The sequence below is a fragment of the Phaeodactylibacter sp. genome (assembly GCF_022763345.1).
Lineage (GTDB): Bacteria > Bacteroidota > Bacteroidia > Chitinophagales > Saprospiraceae > Phaeodactylibacter.
In genome coordinates this window covers 1-24,888 of the sequence record NZ_JALEGS010000093.1, presented here as the reverse complement: position 1 = coordinate 24,888, position 24,888 = coordinate 1, and the positions used below count along the sequence as shown (strand labels likewise).

Sequence of the window (24,888 nt, the reverse complement as noted above, 5' to 3'; positions counted from 1 at the left end):
TCGCCAATAGGAATGAGCCCCAAGACAAGTCTTGAAGCGAAAAAGTGTCGATCTAGTGGTTGTGGGGTATGGCGTTTGGAAATCGAACTAGCGACAAAAATAAAATTTCTAAACTGAACAGAAAAGACAGCTGTTCTTTTAGTCGTTTTAAGGAGGTAAAAAAGCCCGTTTTGTAGTCTGTTGGCTAGTTTTGCTGCCCGGCCCAACGAAACATCGCTAATTTTACGACTTTAGATAGAAGACTCGACTGTTTATTTATTTTTACCAACCGATCAACTTTGCAAAAACTGCCAATTATGAAAAAGATAATGCAATTTGCCCTTCCTGTATTTATGCTGTTAGCTATCGCCCAAAACACAGCTACAGCACAGCGCAGCGACACAGACCGCTACTTCGACGAAAGCCAGGGGTTCACGCACCGGCTTTGGTATGGGGGGGGAATCATCCTGGGCTTTTTTGGCGCCAATGGGGAAAGTACATTCTCTCTGGGGGCTACTCCGCTCATTGGTTATAAGATCACTGATAACTTTTCTATAGGGCCACGCTTTTCGCTCATATACACCCACTACCGGCTACAAACCGGATTAGACCGGGTAACGACTACCAATCTCTTTGATTATGGCATTGGGGCATTCTCCCGTTATAAAGTATTCCGCAGCTTCTTCATCCATTTAGAGTACGGGGCTGATAATGAAGAGTTTGTAACCGCATATGATAGTTTCAATGATGAGATCATCAGCGCAAGGTCCGTCCGTAGCAATGCCTACGTTGGAGCGGGTTACAATGATGGGAACGGTATCTGGGGGTATGACATTTACCTGCTCTACAATACATTAGCGCCGGAAAACAGCCTTGGCCCGCCCATTGAGTTTCGCTTCGGCCTGACTTATAATTTCTAGTGGATGGAATCGCAGATACGCTTAACCATCCAGGTCCCTCAAGGGAAAGCTCTTCTGTGATCGTATTTCGTTCCTGACATTTTTAGTAATAGAAAAGCCGGTATCAAATTGCTCTGATACCGGCTTTTCTATACCTTTTACCGAACTAGTTTAACGGCCGCCGACCATCACCTTAACAGCTTTGGCAGCATCACCGTTTTGCAGGTGCAGTACGTACAGCCCTGGTACCCAGTTGGCCACCTCAAAGGTGTGATTGTTGGTCCCCTTGGCCGTTTCTACGCGTACCGTTTCCACGAGTTGCCCCTGACTGTTCAGCACCCGGAGGATACTCTGCGGAGCCGCCGCCTCTTCCAGGAAGAACTGCACGTTCAGGAACTGTGTAGCTGGATTTGGTGCAGCAGCCAGGCTGAGGATAGCATCAGGCCCAGCTGTACGTTCTACCGTTGGCTCGCCCAAAGTTGGTGCCTCCACCCGGTTTACCGTAATGAAGTTGCCGGAAAGGTCCCAGCAATCTTCGCTCAGCATGTCTGTACCGGCATTGCTGCCCGGGAACGCAAACAGCTCACCGGTATAGGAAAGCCCCCAAATCCGGCTTACGCCCACTGAGGTATTCTCGAAGTCGTAAGTCCCATCAACGGAAATATCCAGGATATGGTTATCGGTATCCGTAATCAGGTACAGATAAGGTACGTTCTGGCTTGCGCCCACATTGATAAAGGACAGCAAGTCAGGCATGGTATCCCCTACCGTTACGGTCACTTCGTCCTCACCATTATCAGTAAAAATGGTGCCTGCTTCCGGCCCTTCGTACACTACAGTAATATAATTCTCCGAATACTCGAAGCAGTCTGCTGATGCTGGCGTAGTTGGGATTTCATTCCCAAAATTAAGGCTCAGGTCCCCTTCCAGGCTCACGCCCCAAATGTGGTAGATGCCCGGCATCGCGCCCTCAAAGTCAATCACATCAATTTCGATATCATCTACAATGACCTGATTATTCTGGTTCGTAATGATGTAACGATAGATCGGATCCTGACTGGTCGTGGAAACCACTACAAAGTCGGGCGCATTACCGCCAGGGCAGATGTACACGGTATCTGTACCGCCAACTTCAGACAAAACTCCGCCGTCCACAGCAGGGCCACGGGTGATCGTCAGGAAGTTATCAGAAAGTTCGTAGCAGCTCGTAGAGAGCTCTATGGCGGCGGCATCCTCTCCGAAAAGGTCATTGAGCAGGCCGCTGTAGGACAAGCCCCAGATGCGGAATACGCCTTCCGGCAATTGAGCAAAGTTGAAGCTGCTGCTTTCGATCGTATCAATGACGATGTTGTTGACATCCGTAAGCAGGTAGAGGTAGCTGTTGAAAGAACCGCTTGTGGTTACGAACTCCACCGTGCCATCAGTTGGCCCAAGACAAACCAGGAGATCGGTTTCGCCGCCACCTGTGGTCAGGCTTCCGCCTTCGGGTGCATCTCTGAGGACCGTAACAAAGTTGTCCGAAAGGTCTGCACAGCCATCAGAAAGCTGAATATTGGTCACCACCTGACCCGGTCCTGCCAGTAGGTTCCCGGTGTAGGAAATGCCATAAATCCTTGCCACCCCGCTACCGGAGGTCTCAAAGTCAAACTGATTCCCGCCCGGAACAAAACCGAGGATAATGCCAGCATCATTCGTCAGCGCGTAGGTGTAGTTGGCACCCGTGGCAGTTGAGCTGTTGGAGAACGTGATGACATTAGGCTCTCCGTCTCCCTGACAGATGCTGATCACATCCTGACCGATGCCTAAGTCAGTGAAGACGACACCGCCGTCCACGCCTACTGCATTGATCTCGACAAACTGCCCCGTCAGGTCGTAGCAATCATCAGAAAGTGGATCAATGAAGATATTAGCACCCGGAAGGACGGAAATCTGCCCGGTATAGGACACACCATAGATACGGTAAGTACCTTCCTGAATATTTTCAAAATCAAAGACTGAATCAATCGCACTTACCAGGAAGTCATTCTCATCCGTAATCAGGTAAGCATAGGGATTATCAGAAGCCCCGGTAACTTCAAAAGCCACAGAGTCCGCCACACCGTCCCCGACGCAAAGGTCAAGGCTGATTGGGCCGGCAACCGTCCCGATAGAACCAGCATTAGGCTCTACACGAATAATCGTGATGAAGTTATCGGAAAGGTCAAAACAGTCATCGCTAAGTTCGACTACGCCAGCGTCATCTCCTACTTGTGCGGTGATATTACCCGTGTAGGCAAGCCCCCATACGCGGGCCACGCCTTCGCCCAGCGGCTCAAAATCGTAGCTGTCGCCTGCTATCAGATCAAGGATTACATTGTTCTCATCGGTGAGGACATAGGTGTAAAGACCTGCTGTGCCAGTGCTGTCAAAAACAAGCACATCTTCCATACCGTCACCAGGACAAGTTACGACCTCGGTTTCTCCATCCGTAGTCGCCACCATACCGCCATCCGGTACCTGACTGAAAATGGAAACAAAGTTATCCGATACAGTGAAGCAGTCATCCGCCAGCACATCGGTATTCACATCTGCACCAATTAGGATTGTAGCCAGGTTCCCGGCATAAGCCAGACCATATATACGGTAATCATTCTCTGCAAACTCATCGAAATCTACCTGATCTTCAGTAATGGTCGTCAGGATGATATCATTTTCATCAGTAAGCAGGTAGATAAAGCTGCCCGACACGCCTGCGCTGTCAAGGCTAACAATATCTGGCACACCATTGCCAGGGCAAACATACAGTTCGGTTGCACCGCCTTCGATACGAACAATGCCACCATTCGGCACTTCACGGACTATAGTGATAAAGTTATCGGAAAGGTCGAAGCAATCATCACTCAATGGCACATCCGCCGCATTATCGCCGGGCGCCGCAGTGATGGTTCCGGTATACGCCAGTCCCCATACACGGCTGATGCCGATACCGCCTGCATCAAAATCAAATGCATCGGAGGTGATCAAATCGATGATTACATTATTGGTGTCCGTCAGTACATAAACATACTGTCCGGCTGTTCCTGTGCTGTCGAAAGTCACGACATCGGCATTGCCGTCGCCAGGGCAGGTTGTCACCATTTCAGCGCCGGAGGTTGTCGAAACCATACCGCCCTCCGGAGTTTCCCGCAGTACAGTGATGAAGTTGTCGGACAGATCGAAGCAGTCATCGCTCAGCGCTACTGCAGCGGCATCATCTCCTACATTAGCGGTGATATTACCCGTATAAGCCAAGCCCCAAATTCGGCAAGTTCCCGCAGGAGCGCCGTCCAGGTCGAAGGCATCGCCGGAAGGCAAGTCCAGAATGATATTGTTGTCGTCTGTAATCACGTAAGTGTATAAACCGGCAGAAGTATTGGCGCTGTCCGCCATGATAATATCCGGCATACCGTCGCCAGGGCAGGTGTAAATTGTAGTCTCGCTATTTGGCATAGCTACTGTACCGCCCTCCGGCACTTCACGAACTACAGTGATGAAGTTCTGAGAAAGATCAAAGCACTGATCGGCCAGTGCAACAGCAGACGCGGTATCACCAACCTCTGCCGTGATATTACCAACGTAAGACAAGCCCCATATACGGCAGTTACCAGCCGGTGCACCGTCGAAGTCGAAGGTATCGCCACCTGGCAAGTCCAGGATGACGTTGTTCTCATCCGTAATCACATAAGTAAATGGTGTGATTGCAGCCAGAATACTATCCACAGAGACGATATCCGCCACGCCATCTCCCGGGCAGGTGTAGACGGTTGTTTCACCATCTTCTGTGGTAATCTCACCGCCAAAGGGCACTTCGCGGATGACATCCACAAAGTTTTCAGAAAGGCTGAAACAGTCGTCGCTAAGCATGGCAGTAGAAGCCGTGTCTCCCGGCTCGGCAATCAGGTTGCCTGTATAAGCCAGGCCCCAAACCCGTACAATACCGGTTTGATTGGTCTCGAAGTCGTAGACATCCACCGGGAAGGCATCCAGGATAATGTTTTGCTGGTCTGTAACCACATAAATGAAGTTAGGCCCTACCACGCCGGCGCTGTCAAAGGCCAACACATTGGAAAGGCTGTCGTCAGGGCAAATAAAGGCAAGGTCACCTCCGCCTTCCAGTTCGACTGTACCTCCCACAGGGACTTCACGCACTACGGTAATGAAGTTATCGGAGAGGTCAAAGCAATCATCGCTCAGTATCGCCACTGAGGCCGTATCGCCTATCATTGCCGTCACTTCACCAGTGTAAGCCAGGCCCCAGACGCGGCAGGTACCGGCTGGTGCATTATCGAAATCATAGGTATTCCCGTTTGCGAAATCAAGGATTACATTGTCTTCATCTGTTATGACATAGGCAAAAGGTCCGGGATAGGTGCCCATACGCTCGAAAGTGAGCATGTCAGCCATGCCATCGCCAGGGCAGGTAAAGGCATCCGTTGTGCCGTCGTCCAGGCTGATCGTTCCACCATCCGGCGTTTGACGAATTACCGTGATGAAGTTTTCGGAAAGGTCAAAACAGTCATCGGTCAGTGCCACATCGGTAGCGATATCACCTACTTCAGCAGTGATATTGCCGGTGTAAGTCAGTCCCCAAACGCGGCAGGTACCGGCAGGCGCATCGTCAAAATCATAGCTGTCGCCGCTTGGCAGGGCCAGGATTTCGTTGTTTTCATCTGTAATTACGTACGTGTGAGCGCCTTCTACAAGACCAAGACCGATGCTATCGAACTCAATAACGTCTGCCACCCCATCACCAGGGCAGGTAAAAACAGTGGTCTCTCCGTTTGCTGTGGCCACCGCGCCGCCATCGGGGGTATCTACACGTACAAACACATAATCACTAGAGAGGTCATAACACCCATCGGAAAATACCATCGGTTGTAAAAATAGATCTCCTACCTCGACTGTAAGGTTGCCAGTGTAAGCTAAGCCATAAACAAAATAAGCGCCTTCATCCAATACATCAAAATCGAAAGTGTTGCCATCTATGAACCCGACGACAACCAAGCCTACATTGACCAATACATAAGTGTAGGTTCCCGTGGAGGTTCCTGTAGTTTCAAATGTTTCTACATTCGGTATGCCATTAGGGCAAACAAAGATATACTCGAATCCGTCATTGGGGTCTATTGTCGCCCCCGGAGAGGAGATCAGCCCACCCTCTACCGCTTCGCGCCGGACCGTGATGAAGTTCTCTGATAAGCCAAAGCAGCCATCAGCCAATACTGCCGTAGCCGCATTATCACCTACCTCTGCCAACAGCATTCCACCATAAGCCAGGCCCCAAACGCGACAAACACCAACATCGGCGCCTTCAAAATCGAAGCTGCCGGAAGGAGCAATCGCAAGGATGTTATTATCGGTATCTGTTATCAGATAGGTATACTCGTCCGCTCCGGCGGAGGTATTGACAAATCCGAGCACATCTGCTACACCGTCACCTACACAAACGAAGGTCTCATCGCCACCGTTTTCAAGCCGGACTGTAGCGCCATCCGCTTCCTGACGGTCAACCGTGATAAAGTTGTCAGACAGATTGAAGCAACCGTCTGAGAGGTCGGTGGCAGCGGCATCATCTCCTTCCATTGCCGTAAGGTTGCCCGTGTAGGAAAGCCCCCAAACCCGGCAAATTCCTGATGGGGCATTTTCAAAGTCAAAGCTGTCGCCGCTGACTATGCTTAGGATGACGTTATTCTCATCGGTTACCAGGAAAGTATAGGGAGCGGTGGCGTTGGTTTGATTGATGAATGTCAGTACATCAGCCTGCCCGTCATTCACACAAACCAGTGCTTCTGTACTGCCATCTTCGAGGGCCACAGTGCCTCCATCGGGCAAAGCCCGTTCAATTTCAATGAAGTTGTCAGAAAGCCCAAAGCATTCTTCTGCAAGCTGTATGGCGGCGGCATCGTCGCCGGGCTGCGCCAGCAAGCCTCCGGCGTAAGCCAGACCCCAGACCCGATAGTTGCCTTCCGGCAAAAGGTCGAAGTCATAGCTGTCTCCGTCAATAATTTCAATGATAATATTGTTCTCGTCCGTCAGCAGGTAAACATAGCCTGCTGTCATATCGCCTGTAGAGGTAAAGGACAGCACGTCCGAGATACCGTCTTCCGGGCAAATGAACTGAGAGGTGCTGCCATCAGAGAGCGCCACTTCCCCTCCATCGGGCACAAAGTTGATCACCGGAATGAAGTTGGTGGTCAGGGCGCCACAAATGGAGGCGAGGTCAGCCGTTTCGGCATTCTGCCCAGGCTCTGCGGTAACTTGCCCCAGCCAGGCAAATGCCCACACCCGAAAGTTGCCTGCACCAAGCCCTTCGAAGCTTAGGGTGTTGTCGATGCTGACCTGTAGGATGGTGTTGTTTTCATCCGTAATGAGATAACCAAACGGCATCGCCAGGGTGCTGGTTGAGAAGTCGTAGGTCTCTGCCAGCCCATCGCCTTCACAGGTAATGATTTCCGTTCCTCCTCCGCGCAGCTCAATAGTTGCGTAATCAATACAATTGACCGGGAATTGGGCCAAAGCCGTTGTGGACGCAAACAACAGGCTCAGTATCCCGAGTAGTAGACTTTTGACCTTCATAGATAATTGCGGTTTTACTTTTTATTCTGACAGCTGCAAATCTGATGCCAGCTTCTTTTAGCTCTATATCAAATACCTGTACAAGCTGCCAAAATAGTTGTTACTTATTTTGGAATTATGAAATAGCCGAATTCAAACATTCAGTGTTGCACAATATAACACTGATGTTGTAATAATGAATCCATCAAAAACAAACGGGAGGTAATTTGTGCTGACGATTCTGCAAAACAAATAGCGTTCGTCAGGTTTGTATACGCAGATACGTAGAGTAGGTTTCTCAAAGCGTTAGCAATGCGCTCTTTACAGAATATGTGGACAATTTATTACAATTTTTTCTATAAAAAAAGTTCCCCTTCGAAATTTGGCGATCAATCACACAAGTTTATTAACACCTGATAGTCATCAAAAGCGGCATTCTCTGCTTTCATTTCCAGCATTTCCAGCCAGGGAGCATCCTCGTAGTGCGCTTCCAGGCCTGCGGCAGTCTCTTCACACCGGATTTCTACCTGTCCGTTTTGGATTTGCGCCATTCTCCAGTTGTAGGTTTTAATCATGCGGCCCCAGATGCGTTCATTGACCTCGCCCGTATCGGCATCAGGCATAATGGCTTCAGCGGCTTTGAAAGCCTGATTGTTCCGGGCCAGGATGACACCTTTATTAATAATGTAAAAAGCAGTGTGTGGCCATCCCTTATCCTGCCCCAGCATTCTGGCGTACAACACCAGCTGCAAATCTTCTTCATTGCGCAGCAGCGTCTCCCGGTACCTTCGCCCTGACCATTTGAGGTCGAGAATACAGTACTCTTCGCCCCGCCTGAGCACCAGGTCAGCATACCCTTTTAGGTGAGCGCTGCCAAACCTGCCGTCCAGCGCTTGCTCTGTGGCCGCAATAGCCCAGCCGCCTTCTTGGATATGCCGGACGAGGTTCCAGGCGGAACGCTTGATCAGCTCCATGAAACGGACCCGCTCCGGCTCCCGGCCGTACATCAGCATTACAGTGCCTTCTTTTTTGAGGAGCTCCTGCTCGATAGACTGAAGGTAGCGGACCACCTGCTCCTGCGTCCATCTGTGGACCGACTCCTGTTTTAGCAACTCTTCAAAAAACCGGTGCGCCAGGTTCCCTTGCAGTGCCCGCTCATCTACAATACTGAGCAGAGCGGAAGGGCGGAGGTCTGCCTTGTATCGGAACAGCCATTTGTGCGGATAGTAAAACAAATCACTCAGGCTGCTATAGGAGGTCTTTTCCTCCGGCTTCGCCAACTGCTCTGCACCTTTAATTATATGAATGAACGGTACAGGACGGCCGAGGCCATTTACTTGTAAAGAAGTCCAGGAAGCAGGGGTAAACCACCTTTCGAGCCCGCCTTCTTCCAGTGTACAAACGATCTGCTCCAACCCTTCACAGCGGGCTTCCAGGTCACCCATCAGCGGATGCGGGTTCACCTCCTGCCCATTGATGTGCTCCGGTGCCACAAGCATCACCCGATCAGTGGCATGCAGCAAAGGCCTGAGCCGGTGCCATAGCTGTAGTGCATTTTCCTGCTCCGGCCCCGTGAGTGTTATGCCCTCATTGGCAAGGTATTGCCGTTCCGGTTCGTACCAGCGGGAAAAAAAGTAAGCTTTTTCTGCCTGAGCGAAGTTCCACCAGACCAGGTCGCTTACCGGTCCGATGACACTGCCCACTCTATTGGTATACCGCAGGAAGCCCTGAGCGCGACGGTTGAGCTGTACCGGCGCTGGTTCGTAAATCGTGCGCACCACCCGCTCCAATTCAAGTGCAGTCAGCTGTTCTTCCGGAAGGGCATAAAGCAAAGCACTGATCCGGCGGGCCTGTTCGGCCAACACCAGGAAGGACGTGTTACTGCTGCTCTCCCCCTCCGTGTAGGCCTGTGCCCAATTCGCGAGATAATCGAAGACCTCGATAGCTTCTGACTTTGGGACCCGGCCAGATATCGGAAAACGCGCCCGCTTGAACCAGAATTTGTACTGCTGTCCTGCCCGAACCGGATCATCTTCATTGAGGCCTCCGGATGCTTCCTCTTCAAGTGTGTTAAAGTAGGCAGCAATGGTCGAGCTCCACTTTTCTCCAAATAGCCCCGGCCGTTCAGCCATGAGCAGGGCGATTTTATTCGCCAGTCCTCTCTCCAGGGGCTTCACGGCCAGGGAAACGAACTCCATAACCTTGTAAGGGTCGATCGGCTCCCAGAGAAAAACCGTGGCCAGCTTTAGCACTTGCAGCGTAGGGCGGGCCAGAGAAGCAGAAAGCAGCCCTAGTTCCGGAAGCCCTTCCTGCGACATGGCATGCTCCAGGGCCTGACATTGGCCGGGCACCACCATAGCAGGACGGTAATTCTCATTCTGACGGAGCAAGCTGGCAAAATAGGCAGCCAGGTCCGTGTCCCTTTTCCCCTGAAGCAGAAGAAGAGAACCATCGCCTTTCAGGCGCACAGGCTCAGGTTTCGTCTTCGGATTCGATAGCAGGCTGCTCTGTAGCCGGGCAAGGTCACTGTCCCCAACGGCCTGAGTCGGTGCATTCCAGACCAATTCGACGCCTTGCCTGCGCAGGGCTTCAAGTAGCCTTTGGATGCCCGTTGGCAGTAATTCCTTAGGTTCATGGCAGACCAACTTTTCAAAGACCTGCTCCACCTTTCCCACTTGGACTATAATTTCTATTAGCTGGTCGGCAAATCCAGTAACGAGCCCTCCGGAAAAGCCTTTTAGCCGGGCTTCCAGTTCGGCAATACATTTCAGCCGTTCCGGCATTCCGGGGCGGCGTTCGAAATCCCAGCCAGCCATCATCAACTCATCCCGGCGCCCAAGCAAATCGGTAGCGACAGCGAAGGGATCGGTCTGAAAAGATGCACTGAAAAAGGCATCGGGAGCAGAGCGCAGGTAATGCCCCAATTGCTGCCGGTATTGTTCGATGCGCAGGTACTCGTTGTCTTTGGGTATATCCGGCAGGCCCAACACGGTTTCGAGATAGCGTACCAGCCCCTGTGGCCCAAATATTGCCTGACCGGACTGATTGGTGCTTATGGCGGGCAAGGGCGCATCATCGAGGGTCATCCCAAAGGTTACGATCATCTTTTTGAAGACTTGAAATGGTAAAATCAGGTTTATGAACGAGCATGTTCCGGGTTACGGTACAGGACAGCCACCGTGCCGCTAAAACTAAATATACATATTCTCCATAGAAGAAAGCGCTGCAGATCTATGTATTTTTTCTTATTTTCGTCCTGATTCCCCTCCAGCGTTCATACCCTCCACTTCATTTGAAAAAGATAATACAATCGACCATGAAGACTTCATTGTTAGCTATGCTGATCAGCTTAATTTTCCTTACCGCCTCCGCTCCGGTTCAGGCAGCGGTAGCCGTGCCGGAAGCAGCTTTGTCCCAGAAAGAACAGCGCACCCTTCAACGGTTTGAACGGAAACAAAAGCGATTGGAAAAGCGTGTGGAGCGTTGGAAGGAGCGGTTACAAAGAAAGGCAGAGGCTGGCGACAACACCGGCAAGCGTACCCTAAGCCTCATCTTAGGAAGTGCTATGCTTGTTGGCGGTATTGTGCTGGGTGTTATCGCTTTTGGTGGTTCGGTAGGAGGCTTTTTCTTTTTCCTTTCAGGGCTGCTGCTTGTCGGTGCAGTGATCCTGCTACTATTCGCGCTTTTGAAAAAAGATAAGCAAACAGAAGGCTAAATTGGGGTTAGCCCCCCATTTCCTTTCTCAGGTCTTCCATTTGGCTGTGCCAAAGCTGTTTTTGGTCGTCCACCTCGTCATCATCACAAAAATCGGTAATGACCAGTATCGTTTCGCCAGTAACGGGAGACTTGGAGATGTCAAACTCAAGATACTCTTCGTCTTCTGCCTCCTCCCAACGGAAACGTAGCTTTTCGTTTTCAACGTCTTCAATTAATTCAGCTTCTTCTTCGGATCCGCTCCACGAGAAGGTATAGGTCTCTCCCTGTATGTCCACTTCATCGCAAAACCACCGGACCAGGCAGGAAGGCGTCGTAAAAAACTTATAGACGATGGCCGGAGAAGCTTTGAAAATGAATTCTAAGGTAAATTTAACTCTTTCCATGTGCAGTAGGGTTATTGGAAAATCGGGCAGGAAGAATGACGGAGAAGGGGGAAGACCGGTTGAAAATTCGATTATACCAACAGGCTTTGCTTCAAACACCGCTGCGCATCCTATGCTGCCCCACAATAAAGAATAAAAAAATGATTTTTCCAAAAATAAAGGCTCCTCCCCTGCCGCATACGCTCCATCACAAATAAGGGTGCAATAACCCAAAACCAAACACCATGCGCACGAAGCCCCCTTCTGCAAAATTTTTCATCCTGTTTTCAGGTTTTTGGATTGCAGGAAACTATCTTAGCCGTTGTGGCGTTGCTTGTATGTAAGTTAAGCCTATATTAAGAGGCTATTGACTTCAAGGCAAAAAAGCCTTATTTTTGTGGGCTGTAAGCCGTTTAAGAACCAAGGCATTTGTAAAGCAGGGCATAAAAACTATGCAGGTAATTCAAGCAACACTTTTTTCCGACCACGGCATCTGCCTGGCTTACGTGATTGAATCCCACCATATCTACTCCGGTTTGCACCGTACAGAACACTACCTTTGTAAACATTAATTAAATTTAGCGTACATGAGACAGCTTAAGATTACTAAGTCTATTACTAATCGTGAGAGTCAATCCCTGGAAAAGTACCTTCAGGAGATTGGCAAGGTAGACTTGTTGACTCCAGAGGAGGAAGTGGATCTCGCCAAACGAATCAAGCAGGGGGATCAGGCAGCTCTGGAGAAGCTGACCAAAGCCAACTTGCGCTTCGTTGTATCCGTAGCCAAGCAATATCAGAATCAAGGTCTCTCTCTAAGTGACCTTATTAATGAAGGCAACCTGGGACTAATCAAGGCCGCTCAGCGTTTTGATGAGACCCGTGGTTTCAAATTTATTTCCTACGCCGTTTGGTGGATTCGGCAGTCCATCCTGCAGGCGCTGGCAGAGCAGTCCCGTATTGTTCGCCTGCCCCTGAATAAAGTGGGTTCCCTAAACAAGATCAACAAAGCCTTCTCTGAACTTGAGCAGGAATACGAGCGCGAGCCATCTGCAGACGAACTGGCAGAAACATTGGAAATTGCTACCGAGGAAGTGGAAACCACCCTTGGGGTAGCTGCCCGCCACGTTTCTATGGATGCCCCATTCGTAGAGGGGGAAGACAACTCCCTGCTCGATGTGCTTGAGAACAGCAGCACCCCGAATACAGACTCCAAGCTGGATTACAAAGAATCCCTGCGCCGCGAGATTGAGCGCTCCCTGAGTACGCTAACGGAGCGTCAGTGTGATGTGATCAAGCTTTACTTTGGCATCGGTGTCGAGCACCCTATGTCATTGGAGGATATCGGCGAAAAATTCGGCCTTACGCGGGAGCGTGTCCGCCAAATCAAGGACAAAGCCATCAACAAGCTGCGTTCCGCGAACCGGAGCAAGCTGTTGAAGTCTTACCTTGGCGCTTAATTTGCAACAGACTTAGTACAACATATAAAACGGGGCAGCGGATATCCGCTGCCCCGTTCTTTTTTTCCTGTTCAGATCATTTTTTATTTAAACAAGCTCTCCCCGTCCATATCCTCCGGGGCTTCCATGCCCAGAATGTCCAAAATCGTAGGCGCAATATCGCCTAACTTCCCATCCCTGACCTTGCGCCCGTGTGTGTCAGCGGCAATATAGAAAACCGGAACCGGGTTAGTGGTATGCGCGGTATGCGGCGAGCCATCAGCGTTGACCATGAAGTCGGAATTGCCATGGTCCGCAATCACTATGGCTTCGTAGTCGTATTCCTGTGCTTTTTCAATAAGGCGCTTCAAACTTTTGTCTACGGTTTCTACAGCAATTTTCGCGGCTTCAAAATCACCGGTGTGCCCGACCATATCGGCATTGGCATAGTTCAGGCAAATAAAGTCCGGTTGGTGATCATTAATGTCCGCGATGATGGCATCGGTTACTTCCACTGCGCTCATTTCCGGCTTCAGATCGTAGGTTGCGACCTTGGGAGATGGAATGAGAATACGGCGCTCCCCTTCGAATTCCTGCTCCCGTCCACCATTGAAGAAGAAAGTAACGTGCGGGTATTTCTCCGTTTCTGCAATGCGGGTCTGTGTAAGCCCAGCTTTTGAAAGGACTTCACCCAGGGTATTTTCAATGTCTTTTTTGTGCAGCATCACATTAACGCCCTTGTAGGTCTCATCATAGCGGGTCATTGTGACATAATGCAGCGGCAAAGTATGCATACCATGGTCTGACAAATCTTCCTGCGTAAGGGCAATTGTCAGCTGACGGGGTCGGTCGGTACGGAAGTTGAAAAAGACCACCGCATCATCCTCCTGAATGGTGGCTACCGGATTCCCATCTTCATTGGAACAGATGATTGGCTTCAGAAACTCATCCGTTTCACCGGACTCATAGCGGTTTTGAATGGTGGCCAGGGCATCCTGCGTATCTTCTCCCTTTGCATTGACAAGCGCATCATAGGCTATCCGGGTACGTTCCCAACGCTTATCCCGGTCCATAGCGTAATACCGCCCGACTACAGAAGCCAGCTGTACCGGCTTGCCCTTTACGTGGTCCAGGACCTCCTTTAGGAAGCCTTTTCCACTCTTGGGGTCTGTATCCCGCCCATCGGTAAAGGCGTGGATGTAAACTTTTTCCAATCCAAAGTCGGCAGCAGCATCACAAAGAGCCATCAGGTGGCGGTGGTGCGAATGTACGCCCCCATCAGAAACGAGGCCCATGAAATGCAGCGCCTTGCCGTTGTCCTTAGCATACTGCATGGCTTCGACCAGCGTTTCGTTTTGCTGCAATTCTCCGTCGCGAATGGCTTTATTGATACGCGCGAGCTCCTGATATACAATCCGGCCGGCACCAATATTAAGGTGACCGACTTCAGAATTGCCCATTTGCCCCTCCGGCAAACCCACCTGCTCACCGAAGGTTGTCAGTTCTGCATTAGGGTACTGATCATAGAGGCTGTCTACAAATGGCGTATTGCCCTGGGCAATCGCGCTGACTTTCGGGTCCGGGCCATGGCCCCAACCATCAAGGATTACGAGTAATGCACGAGTTTTCTTCATGCTAACAAATGTAGCAAACCGGAAGCATTATGGCAAGCTTCGTGTGGATTAAACACTAATACAGCAACGTATTTACTGTAAATAAAAATTTACTTTTTGTAAAACAAACTTGACATTAAGTCAATCTTGGATTACATTTGTAAAAAAAACTATGTGGACCAACAATTTTTTATTGCCCCACCGATTCAAGCGAATTGGCTGGGCGCTCCTAATCCCTTCGCTCGCATTGGGCATAGCCTATCTGATCTGGGAGCCTGCGCCTGCATTTTTGGACTGGAAAGTGTTTTGCCTTGCAACTGAAGAAGGAATAGGAATCCCTGACGGTGGAAGAAAATTTTTTGTCTGGATGGAGAACAACGTTTATGATGAGCTGGTAAGCCTCCTAATCATTTTCAGTGCTGGTATTGTTGCTTTTTCCGGGTCTGCGCAGGAAGATGAGTTTGTGCAGCGGATCCGTTTAGAGTCCCTCGCATGGGCGACTTATGCCAACTATGGTGTTCTTATTTTCGCAATTATTTTCATTTACGGCTTCCCGTTTTTCTGGGTCATCGTGGTCAATATGTTTACGTTGCTATTATTCTTTATAGTCCGTTTTCATTGGATGATGCACCGTGCCGAAAAAGAGATGAACTATGAAGAATAAGCTAAAAATAGAACGGGCCCGGCATAATCTCACACAGGCAGCCCTGGCTGAGAAGGCAAAAGTTAGCCGGCAAACGATCAATGCCATCGAATCCGGAAAGTATGTCCCTTCTACGGTTCTGGCACTGCGCCTGTCTGCAATCTTTGAATTACCGGTCAATGCCCTTTTCGAGCTGGAAGAGGAGGATTGGGAGTGAAGGAGACCAAATTCGCGCAGGTTGGCTTTTGCTGCCTGCACGGTTTTTTCATCTCTCCTTTTCTCCCGAAGATTTTTACCGATATAACTTTAGAGCATTGTTAATTGGTGTTTTTATAATTTCTCTATATCCTCTTTTAAAATATCCACATGCTTTGTGGCTACTGTGTAAATTATCACGTTATCGACTTCATCGTATCCATGTATTATCTTGTTTCTCAAACTAATAATCTTCCTGGCGTTTGGGATCGTTATGCTTGGATCAATTTTCAATATCCTATTTAATGCCTCGCCAATTATCTCTAACTCTCTTTCTACTGCTCTTCTTATCAGTTTATCCTCTTCATATGCTTGCAATGATTTTACTGTAGACATATATGATTTTACATCACTTATCGACTGCTCGATATCAAATAAATATTGTTTAATCCTGTTATCCATCCACCTCTGTCAAAGCGTTATAAAAAAGCACCCTTGTTTCCTCCAGCTCTTTTTTAAAATAAGGCTTTCTTACGCTCCTTGCAGTTGTAACATCTATTTCACGATTCAATAGCTCCTCCATTTCAAATAGTAGCCCAAAATAGCTATCTGTATATTCCTCGTTTGAAATATCATCTTTGAAGTCAACCAAAATATCTACATCGCTATCTGAACGGAATTTTTGTGAATCAACGATCGAACCGAAAAAATATAGCGATTTCACGTTGTTTTCCTCGCATATTCTTAATATTTCGCCTTTATTGTCTTCAATTAATACGTTCATATCAATCTGCTATATTTAACCTGGCTTATATCGAATAACCATCACTCAGTATTCAATATATCAATAATCATTTTATCCTGCAACACTTAATCTAACAAAGATGGAACCTTAAGCTACAAACCCAAAATATAAAAACTTGATTATCAATTGGATTCAAGTAATAAATTCCAGTAAAACGGCCTATCCAAACATTATGGCATATACCCAGTTATATCGCTTCCCTAAACACAAAAAGCCCGGGCGTATCACCCCCAGGCTTTTCACTTGAATTTAATTTACTTTCTCCCGGAAGTGGGTTAGCTCTACTTTAGGCTCTTCCTTATTGTACGGATACTGAAAGATCAGCAAACCTTAGGCCTTCTCCACCTGAATCTGCACTTTCACCTCTCCCGGCAGCTCGATCTCCTGCCCATTGGCCACATCGGCTGACAGTTGCAAGTCTGCCGTCAGGGTTTCGGCTTTGATGTAGTCGCCAAATTGCGCTACGGCGGAGGCTACGGCATCGGCTTGCTCCATGACGACCTTTATCTTATCGGTCACCTCGAAGCCGCTGTCTTTGCGGATATTCTGGATCCGATTGACGATATCACGGGCCATGCCTTCTGCTTCCAGTTCAGGCGTCAGTGTGATGTCCAGGGCTACCGTAAGCGGGCCATCGTTGGCAACGAGCAGCCCGGGGATGTCCTCGGCCGTGATTTCGAAATCCTCCAGCGTTAGCTCATAGGTATTGCCGTTCGCTGCCAGCGTGTACTTGCCGGTTTGCTCGATGTTGGCGATATCCTCCTGTGACATGCCGTTGATCTCCTGCGCAGCCACTTTCATGTCTTTGCCCAGACGGCGGCCGAGGGTTTTGAAATTCGGCTTGATGCGCTTTTTCAGGACACCCGAGGTATCGTCCAGGTATTCAATATCCTTAACGTTGACCTCTCCGGCGATAAGCGGCTTGACTTTATCGACTTGCTCCTGGAAAGACTTATCCAGTACCGGCAGCATGATCTTTTGCAGGGGCTGCCGTACCCGGAGGTCTTCTTTTTTACGCAAAGCGAAAGTCAGGGAGGAAATCCGCTGCGCGTAGTCCATGCGCTGCTCCAGTGCCTTATCAATTTTGGACGTATCGGCAGTTGGGAAATCCGCCAAATGGACCGACTCATGGTTTTCCAGCTGAGTGGCCTGATTGAGATTCCGGTAGAGCCAGTCGCCGAAGAAAGGGGAGATAGGCGATAGCAGTTTCGAGACGGTTACCAAACATTCGTAGAGGGTCTGATAAGCCGCGAGTTTATCGGCATCCATTTCTGCAGCTTTGCCGTTCTGCTGCTGCGACGGTTTCCAGAAGCGGCGCCGGCACAGGCGGACGTACCAGTTGCTCAGGTTGTCGACCACAAAGGTCTGAATCTTGCGGGCGGCCTGAGTTGGCTCGTAATTGCTGTAGTCCTCATCCACCTCTTTCACCAGGCTGTTGAGCAGGCTGATGATCCAGCGATCGATTTCCTGACGGTCAGCTTGTGGCAGCTGTGGCTTACTATTATCAAACTGATCGATATTCGCGTAAAGCGAAAAGAAGGAATAGGTGTTGTATAGGGTGCCGAAGAACTTCCGCTGCACCTCCCCTACTCCGTCGAGGGAAAACTTAAGGTTGTCCCAGGGGTTGGCATTCGCCATCATGTACCAGCGTACGGCATCCGCACCGTACTCTTCAATCGCGCCGAAGGGGTCAACCACGTTGCCCTTGCTTTTGGACATTTTGTTGCCATCCGCATCGAGCACCAGCCCGTTGGACACGACATTCTGATACGCCACACTGTCAAAGACCATCGTGGCGATGGCATGCAGGGTATAGAACCAGCCCCGGGTTTGGTCAACGCCCTCTGCAATGAAGTTGGCCGGGAACTTGCGCTCAAAGACGTCTTTGTTCTCAAACGGATAGTGCCACTGCGCGTAGGGCATGGAGCCGGAGTCAAACCACACATCGATAAGATCCGGCTCACGGCGCATCTCCTGACCGCTATCTGATACCAGGACAACATCGTCGATGTACGGGCGGTGCAGATCCTCCGGCACTTCCTGACTTAGGCTCAATGCCTGATTGGCTTTCTCAATTTCCTTGCGCAACTCTTCCACGGAACCGACACACTTCTCTTCTTTGGCATCTTCGGTACGCCAGATTGGGAGGGGGATACCCCAGTAGCGGGAGCGGGAGAGGTTCCAGTCCTGCAGGTTCTCCAGCCATTTGCCGAAGCGGTTCTCACCCGTAGAGGCCGGCTTCCAGTTGATTGTTTTATTGAGTTCGTACATACGCTCCTTGGCTGCGGTGGCTTTCACAAACCAGCTGTCGAGTGGGTAGTAAAGCACAGGGCGGTCGGTACGCCAGCAGTGTGGGTAGGAGTGCAGGTATTTTTCAGAGTGGAAAAGCTTGTTCTCTTCCTTGAGCTTGATAACGATATCGGCATCCACCGGGCGCTCTTCCTCCTGCCCGTAGTCTTTGACGTAGCGGCCAGCAAAATCGGTCACTTCCCGTACAAAGCGTCCCTGCCGGTCCACGAGAGGCATATTATTGCCCCCTTCGTCTTTGACCATCAGTGGTGGAATGCCGTACTTGGCCGCCACCTGAAAGTCATCCGCACCAAAAGTAGGCGCGATGTGGACGATACCGGTACCATCCTCTGTAGAAACGAAGTCGCCCAGCAGTACTTTGAAAGCCGGCTTGTCAGGCTGCACATAGGGCATCAGTTGCTCATACTCCATGCCTTCCAGCTCGCTGCCTTTAACCTCCCCAAGGATTTCGAGGTACGGGATGGGCTTATTTCCTGCCTTTACCTCCTCTGGTTTCAGGTCAGGATTGGCTTCCGTGAAGTAGTTATTCAGGCGGTCTTTGGCGAGGATAACCGTACTTGGCTGACCGGTATAGCGGTTGTAGGCACGCACCTTGACGTAGGTGATGTTTTTACCCACCGCCAGAGCGGTGTTGGAAGGCAGCGTCCAGGGCGTGGTGGTCCAGGCCAGGAAGTATTCGTCTTCTGTACCCTTGATTTTGAACTGGGCGATAGCAGAGATGTCCTTGATATCCTGATAGGTACCGGGCATATTCAGCTCGTGGGAGCTCAGGCCGGTACCGGCAGCAGGTGAGAAAGGCTGAATGGTAAAGCCTTTGTAAAGCAGGCCTTTGTTGTACAGCTGCTGCAGCAACCACCAAACCGTTTCGATGTAATCATTCTCGAAGGTGATGTAGGGGTTGTCAAGGTCTACCCAATAGCCCATTTTTCGGGTGATGTTGTCCCACATATCTTTGTAGCGCATCACCGTTTCACGGCACTTGGCGTTGTACTCCTCGACTGTGATTTTGGTGCCGATGTCCTCTTTGGTGATACCGAGCTCTTTCTCCACATTCAGTTCGATAGGCAGGCCGTGGGTGTCCCATCCACCTTTGCGCTCCACGCGCTGCCCCTTCATGCTATGGTAGCGGCAAAAAAGGTCTTTTACGGTACGGGCCATCACGTGGTGGATACCGGGCTTTCCGTTGGCTGAAGGAGGCCCCTCGTAGAAGACGAAGTTGTTTTCAGCCGGGCGCTGTTCCACACTTTTATTGAAGATATCATGGTCCTCCCAGAATTTGAGGATATCCTGATCGATTTCCGGGAGGTTGAGCTTTTTGTATTCTTTGTACATGTTTCCTATTTATCCAATTTTGTGCCTGCTAACTCGTTCGAATATTAACCTGCTTTTGATGCTAAACTAAGTTTGATAATGCTTAGCAATTCTACTCCTTACAACAGTTGAAGCCCCAGTTTTTCGAGAGGCAGAAAATCTTTGTCCTTCTGCAACAGCCTAAAGCCATTTTCAATACAAAACGTACCGATTATCATATCGGTGGTTTTTCTCACCGTTATCCCTTGTTTTCTAAGCCTTCTAAAGTTAACAGCAGACTGGAGTGCTATCGGTTTAGTAGACACATTGAAAATGACTAGCTTATCCGGAGCTTCTTTTGCCTTTAAAAAATCACCATCCGATCTGAACCCCTGCAGGACTTCCGCATAGATGATATTCCCGATTCCCACAGGTTCTGTCCCAAGCAGATCGTGTAATTTATCCGTTTGAGTATTGCTTTGACCATTAAAGTAATCGACCCAAACAGAACTGTCCACGATAATCATTGGTCAGCTCTCATTTCATTCAAGTCTCCCTCCCAATTGAGTTTACCTCGAAGTGATTTAATACTTTTCTGTTGCAGCAACTGTACGAAGGCTTTCAAAGCCTCTTCCACCACTTCCTTTTGTGTCCCTAATCCACTCAATTGAAGGGCAGACTGTACAAGCTGATCATCAACCTTAACCTTGACTTCCATAATTTTGGTTTTATACATTCCGGTTAAGATAAACCGGCGCAAAAATAAAAAAAAAGCGCTGCCGAACCATATCCGACAGCGCTTTCCTGATGTATCAGGCATTACAAGACATCAGCAGCCTGGCGGACGAGCCGGAGCAATAATAATGCTGATAATTATGATAGAGGTTTGATACATACGTAGTAAACGATTATTTTACAATTTTAAGATTTTTCACTCACAAAAGCAAGCAGATTTTGTACCGGCTTGACCGAACCGCATTCAAACAGCAAACTGCAGCGGAGGCTGATGACCAACTTGCCTATTGGCTTGCTAAAGCCCCTAAGGAGCGGTTGCGCGCCTTGCTGTACCTAAATGCACAGGTATATGGCCTTGCACAAAGTGGCCCACCGAAAATGGATAAATCTGCCTTTAAAGCCCGGCGTCGGATGAAGAGCAATTACCTCTATCAGGATTTTCTGGAATTTATTCAAGCCCTGAACCAAAATAAAGTTGAATACATACTTGCCGGGGGCTATGCAGTGGTACTGCATGGTTATCAAAGGAGCACTGGCGATTTAGATATTTGGGTAAACCCAACACCAGAAAATTACAATCACCTGCTTGGTGCTTTCGATGATTTCCGGATGCCCATTTTTGATATGAGTGAAGAGAATTTCCTGCAAACCGGAGAAATGGATGTCTTTACCTTCGGGGTTCCACCCATAGCTATCGATATTATGACTCAAGTGAAAGGGCTGGAGTTCAGCAAAGCTTTTGCTCAGGCAGACGTCTTCAACCTGGGGGATGACCTTTCTGTCAAAATGCTCTGCCTGGAGGATTTAATTGCTGCTAAAAAAGCAGCCGGCAGGGCTAAAGACTTTAATGACATCCGGCACTTAACTTCTAATCCGGACGTTTAGCGCAAAACCCCAGCCATCGGAACCGGGTACTTCCTTACTCCACTACTGTCGCAATGGTAACACAGCTGCAACTGCCTGCTTAAGCGTATACCGTTCTTCTGCTTCCAGAGTCATATGCCCTAAGAGCTCTTTTTCCAGATATTGCATTACCGCTTCCGGGTTACCGGATGATAGTTGTTGTTGAAACCCCTGAATCGCAGTTAGTGGCAAATCAGTAAACTCCGCCAGCTCCGGGGCTTCCATTTGCGGGAATTTAGCCGCTGTTTTTAATAAGTGAAGAACACGCTCCCACTGACGACCCTCCTGACGACCCTTATGACGGCCTTCCTGACGGCCTTCTTCCTTTAGCATTTCTAAGGTACTCATTGCTTCTGGTTTTGTTGTAAAGGTTAAGTTTTCCAAGGCTTCCATGAACTGCGCAGGAGAACGCTCCATAACAGCAAGGGTGAACGTCATCACTGCTTCCATACGCTCTCCTTTTATTCCTTCTAAGATAGCAGTAATGTATTGTAAAATCAACTGTGGCCGGTGCCGCAACCCCATGGAAAGCATCGCACTTCGAAAGTAGCTTAGCTCAAGCTTCAATAATTCTTCGGGGGCTACCTTCGAAATATTGGTAAATAGGAAACGAAAGTCAGGAAGATAGGGTTTTATTTGATCAAAATAAGGGCTTTCAGCAAATAACTCCGGGATGCTCTTTGGCTGCCAATCAGATTTTCCATTGTAGAAAACCAAGGGGATAACTGGTTCCAGCTTCTGTTTATCTCTCAAAGACATCTGTCGGAGTATAAGCATAATGTATAGGCCAACTTGAATCGCTGTATGCTCATCTGGCTCCGATTTGTGTTCAAATAAGAGTGAAAAGTAGAAATGTGAGCGCTCCTCACTTTTGAAGCGGCAACGATAGACGACATCTGCTCTGAAGAGCTTTAAGTTAGGGCGCAGTAGATTACCGTCTTGTAGTTCTAGGCTTTCCAAATCAGCCAAAGCAGCAATATCCGGACAAAAATGCTGCAAATATCTCCGGGCAACAGCTCTGTCTCCCATTGCTTGCTTAAAAAAACGGTCGTCAGGCTGGAAAACTTCCTTTTTCCGGCTCATAATTTTAGGAGCTATCGTTAGTGATTTCTAAAATTGGTTATTATTGTTTTACAATCCAAAATTAGACCACAAAAAATATTAAGTATACAAAGGCAATGCTAAGTCCCGGCAGACAAGCTGGTATTTCACAACATATCCCGAAAAATCCTGTCTCCCTTCCATCCTAATCCCCTTATCTTTGTTCCCAGTTTATAAACAACACCTCTATGCTCAAAACCGAAAACCTGGGCTACGCCTATGCCGGCAGCCCGCCACTCCGATTTCCAAACATCGAATGTGCCAAAGGCGAGCACTGGCTGGTGCTGGGCGAGTCCGGCAGTGGAAAAACGACCCTGCTTCACCTTTTGGGCGGGCTGCTCTCCCCAAAGGAAGGCCGCATCATATTGGGCGATACAGAGATGAACCAACTTTCCCGCAGTGCCCTTGATCAGTTCCGAGGACAGCATATCGGCATTATTTTCCAAACAGCACATTTCGTACAAAGCCTCAGCGTGGGCGACAACCTGGCACTCGCCCAAAGCTTGGCGGGCATGAAGGTGAACCGGAAGCGCATACGGGAGCTACTCGGCCGGCTGGGCCTGGAGCACAAACTGCGGTCCAAACCTTCCCAGTTGAGCGTAGGCGAAAAACAGCGGGCATCCATCGCCCGGGCCATCATCAATCAGCCGGCGGTCATCCTTGCCGATGAGCCAACCTCAGCCCTGGACGACAGCAACTGCAAACAGGTCATTGAGCTGCTGGAAGAACAGGCACAAGCCGTAAACGCCACCCTCCTGGTCGTCACCCACGACGCCCGCCTCAAAGACCACATTTCCCACCAAATTTCAATCGACTAGCGCATGAACCTCTTAAAACTGAGCTGGAAAAACCTGACTAATAAGCCCCTGAATATGCTCCTCAGCCTCGTCCTCTTCGGGCTGGGCGTAGGCCTTATCTCTCTCCTGCTCGTGCTGAATGACCAACTGCAGGAAAAGTTTGAAAAAAACCTGGCCGGCGTCGACCTGGTCATCGGCGCCAAAGGCAGCCCCCTACAGCTCATCCTCAGCAGCATGTACCATATTGATGCACCTACCGGGAACATTCCCATCAAAGCGGCGACTCCTTTCCTGCGGGAAGGGCATCCCATTATCGAAACCAGCATCCCTTTGTCATTGGGCGACAGCCATCGCGGTTTCCGGGTGGTAGGCACTGAACCGGAAATACTGGATCTGTACAATGCCCAAATAGCCGAAGGGCAAATGTGGAGCAAGACCCTGGAGGTGGTTGCCGGCGCTGCTGTAGCCGATGAACTGGGGCTTAAAATCGGGGACACTTTTAAGAGTTCCCATGGATTTGATCAAAATGACGACCTTATCCACGAAGATGCGGAGGCGTTCAAAGTTGTAGGCACCCTTGCACCCACAGGGTCAGTGATTGACCAACTGTTGCTCACCCGATTCTCCAGCCCCTGGGCCGTGCACGAGCATGGACACGAGGATGAAGAAGTGCCTAACCAAGAGAAAGACGATCACGATCATGAAGGGCACAGCCACGAAGATCATGACCACGAAGGGCACGATCATGGCGATGGCGAACACAGTCACGACCACGGTTCCGGCACCGCAGACCCCTACCCGGAAGACCTGCTAGCCTACAAAGACAAGCAAATCACTTCTATCCTGGTGAAGTTCAAAGGGCACAACATACAAGCACTCAATATGCAGCGCGCCATCAACGAAAACACCGAGATGCAGGCCGCCACACCGGCCATTGAAATCAACCGCCTCTATGCCCTTATGGGCACAGGGACGAAAGCCCTGCGCTGGCTCGCTATAGTGATCATCATTGTTTCCGGGCTGAGTATTTTCATTTCGCTATACAATTCCCTAAAGGAGCGGCGCTACGAGCTGGCGCTGATGCGGGTGATGGGCGCCTCACGGGGCCGGCTGCTGGCGCTGATCATACTGGAAGGGCTGCTGCTGGCGGTGTTGGGATACCTACTGGGCATGGCGCTCAGTCATGGCGCTATGTACCTGCTTGCAGATCAGATGAAGGAAACGTACCAATACTCTTTCTCCTGGACCAACTTCCTGATTGAGGAAGCCTACCTGCTGGGCGGCGCACTGCTGATCGGTTTGGTGGCAGCATTGATACCCGCTTTGCAGGTGCAGGGGATGGACATCTCGGATACGCTGGCGGATGGGTAAGCCTATACGCAATACGAAGTGGTCACCGACGATAAATGTCGGGTCACTGATCCAGACATTCATCGTCTGGGATCTTGGATTTGCGACATCGGAGCAAGCCACTTCCCAGCGTAAATGCTGACATTGAGTAGGTTTGCTGTGGCAAACCACTTAATCGTC

The 24,888-nt window shown here is 49.6% G+C and carries 18 protein-coding genes; 8 read left to right on the top strand and 10 right to left on the bottom strand.

The genetic code is table 11. From position 1 onward, the window contains the following. The first annotated feature begins 296 nt into the window (after positions 1–296). Positions 297–899, top strand: coding sequence for a hypothetical protein (locus MRY86_RS23415; protein ID WP_293563414.1), 603 nt, complete (start codon positions 297–299; stop codon positions 897–899). Between the two features lie 150 nt (positions 900–1,049). On the opposite strand, the gene MRY86_RS23410 is transcribed toward MRY86_RS23415, so the two are convergent. Next, complete coding sequence (locus MRY86_RS23410) at positions 1,050–7,472, bottom strand: T9SS type A sorting domain-containing protein (RefSeq protein ID WP_293563413.1); 6,423 nt, start codon at positions 7,470–7,472, stop codon at positions 1,050–1,052. A 368-nt stretch (positions 7,473–7,840) separates the two neighbouring features. Next, the gene (locus tag MRY86_RS23405) at positions 7,841–10,555 is read right to left on the bottom strand and encodes a PD-(D/E)XK nuclease family protein (protein ID WP_293563412.1); all 2,715 of its coding nucleotides are present in this window, start codon (positions 10,553–10,555) and stop codon (positions 7,841–7,843) included. A 212-nt stretch (positions 10,556–10,767) separates the two neighbouring features. Between MRY86_RS23405 and MRY86_RS23400 the strand changes: the two genes are divergently transcribed. Then, positions 10,768–11,166, top strand: a complete 399-nt coding sequence (locus MRY86_RS23400; protein WP_293563411.1) for a hypothetical protein — start codon at positions 10,768–10,770, stop codon at positions 11,164–11,166. Between the two features lie 7 nt (positions 11,167–11,173). Here the strand turns inward: MRY86_RS23400 and MRY86_RS23395 are convergent, their stop codons facing one another. Beyond that, a complete protein-coding gene (locus MRY86_RS23395) occupies positions 11,174–11,551 on the bottom strand; it encodes an START-like domain-containing protein (RefSeq protein ID WP_293563410.1) in 378 nt (125 codons plus the stop codon). Between the two features lie 566 nt (positions 11,552–12,117). On the opposite strand from MRY86_RS23395, the gene MRY86_RS23390 reads away from it, so the two are divergent. After that, entirely contained in the window at positions 12,118–12,987 is an 870-nt protein-coding gene (locus tag MRY86_RS23390; protein ID WP_044149981.1) for an RNA polymerase sigma factor RpoD/SigA, read from the top strand. 83 nt (positions 12,988–13,070) lie between these two features. Here the strand turns inward: MRY86_RS23390 and gpmI are convergent, their stop codons facing one another. Beyond that, positions 13,071–14,600, bottom strand: coding sequence for a 2,3-bisphosphoglycerate-independent phosphoglycerate mutase (gene gpmI / locus MRY86_RS23385; protein WP_293563409.1), 1,530 nt, complete (start codon positions 14,598–14,600; stop codon positions 13,071–13,073). A gap of 109 nt (positions 14,601–14,709) precedes the next feature. Here gpmI and MRY86_RS23380 point away from each other — a divergent pair, with 109 nt between their 5' ends. Both MRY86_RS23380 and MRY86_RS23375 read left to right on the top strand, forming a co-directional pair. Continuing rightward, positions 14,710–15,243, top strand: a complete 534-nt coding sequence (locus MRY86_RS23380) for a hypothetical protein (RefSeq protein WP_293563408.1) — start codon at positions 14,710–14,712, stop codon at positions 15,241–15,243. Then, positions 15,233–15,439, top strand: a complete 207-nt coding sequence (locus MRY86_RS23375; RefSeq protein ID WP_282776203.1) for a helix-turn-helix transcriptional regulator — start codon at positions 15,233–15,235, stop codon at positions 15,437–15,439. The genes MRY86_RS23380 and MRY86_RS23375 overlap by 11 nt, the downstream gene beginning before the upstream one ends. 113 nt (positions 15,440–15,552) lie before the next feature. Here MRY86_RS23375 and MRY86_RS23370 read toward each other — a convergent pair whose 3' ends face one another. The 5 genes from MRY86_RS23370 to MRY86_RS23350 form a co-directional block, all read right to left on the bottom strand. Beyond that, entirely contained in the window at positions 15,553–15,879 is a 327-nt protein-coding gene (locus MRY86_RS23370) for a HepT-like ribonuclease domain-containing protein (protein WP_293563407.1), read from the bottom strand. Beyond that, a complete protein-coding gene (locus MRY86_RS23365; protein ID WP_293563406.1) occupies positions 15,872–16,201 on the bottom strand; it encodes a nucleotidyltransferase domain-containing protein in 330 nt (109 codons plus the stop codon). The genes MRY86_RS23370 and MRY86_RS23365 overlap by 8 nt, the downstream gene beginning before the upstream one ends. Positions 16,202–16,552: 351 nt before the next feature. Beyond that, positions 16,553–19,864 (bottom strand): isoleucine--tRNA ligase, encoded by a 3,312-nt coding sequence (gene ileS / locus MRY86_RS23360; RefSeq protein WP_293563405.1) that lies wholly within the window; start codon positions 19,862–19,864, stop codon positions 16,553–16,555. 98 nt (positions 19,865–19,962) lie between these two features. Further along, positions 19,963–20,349 (bottom strand): PIN domain nuclease, encoded by a 387-nt coding sequence (locus MRY86_RS23355; RefSeq protein WP_293563404.1) that lies wholly within the window; start codon positions 20,347–20,349, stop codon positions 19,963–19,965. Next, positions 20,346–20,540: a type II toxin-antitoxin system VapB family antitoxin gene (locus MRY86_RS23350; RefSeq protein WP_293563403.1), complete on the bottom strand. Its 195-nt coding sequence runs from the start codon at positions 20,538–20,540 to the stop codon at positions 20,346–20,348. The genes MRY86_RS23355 and MRY86_RS23350 overlap by 4 nt, the downstream gene beginning before the upstream one ends. A 236-nt stretch (positions 20,541–20,776) precedes the next feature. Between MRY86_RS23350 and MRY86_RS23345 the strand changes: the two genes are divergently transcribed. Continuing rightward, entirely contained in the window at positions 20,777–21,442 is a 666-nt protein-coding gene (locus MRY86_RS23345; RefSeq protein ID WP_293563402.1) for a DUF6036 family nucleotidyltransferase, read from the top strand. 42 nt (positions 21,443–21,484) lie between these two features. Here the strand turns inward: MRY86_RS23345 and MRY86_RS23340 are convergent, their stop codons facing one another. Next, positions 21,485–22,543 carry an Rpn family recombination-promoting nuclease/putative transposase gene (locus MRY86_RS23340; protein ID WP_293563401.1) on the bottom strand — a complete coding sequence of 353 codons (1,059 nt, stop codon included), beginning with the start codon at positions 22,541–22,543 and terminating at the stop codon, positions 21,485–21,487. A 206-nt stretch (positions 22,544–22,749) separates the two neighbouring features. Here MRY86_RS23340 and MRY86_RS23335 point away from each other — a divergent pair, with 206 nt between their 5' ends. Next, a complete protein-coding gene (locus MRY86_RS23335; RefSeq protein ID WP_293563400.1) occupies positions 22,750–23,379 on the top strand; it encodes an ATP-binding cassette domain-containing protein in 630 nt (209 codons plus the stop codon). A gap of 3 nt (positions 23,380–23,382) precedes the next feature. Continuing rightward, a complete protein-coding gene (locus MRY86_RS23330) occupies positions 23,383–24,729 on the top strand; it encodes an FtsX-like permease family protein (protein WP_293563399.1) in 1,347 nt (448 codons plus the stop codon). Positions 24,730–24,888: the final 159 nt, after the last annotated feature.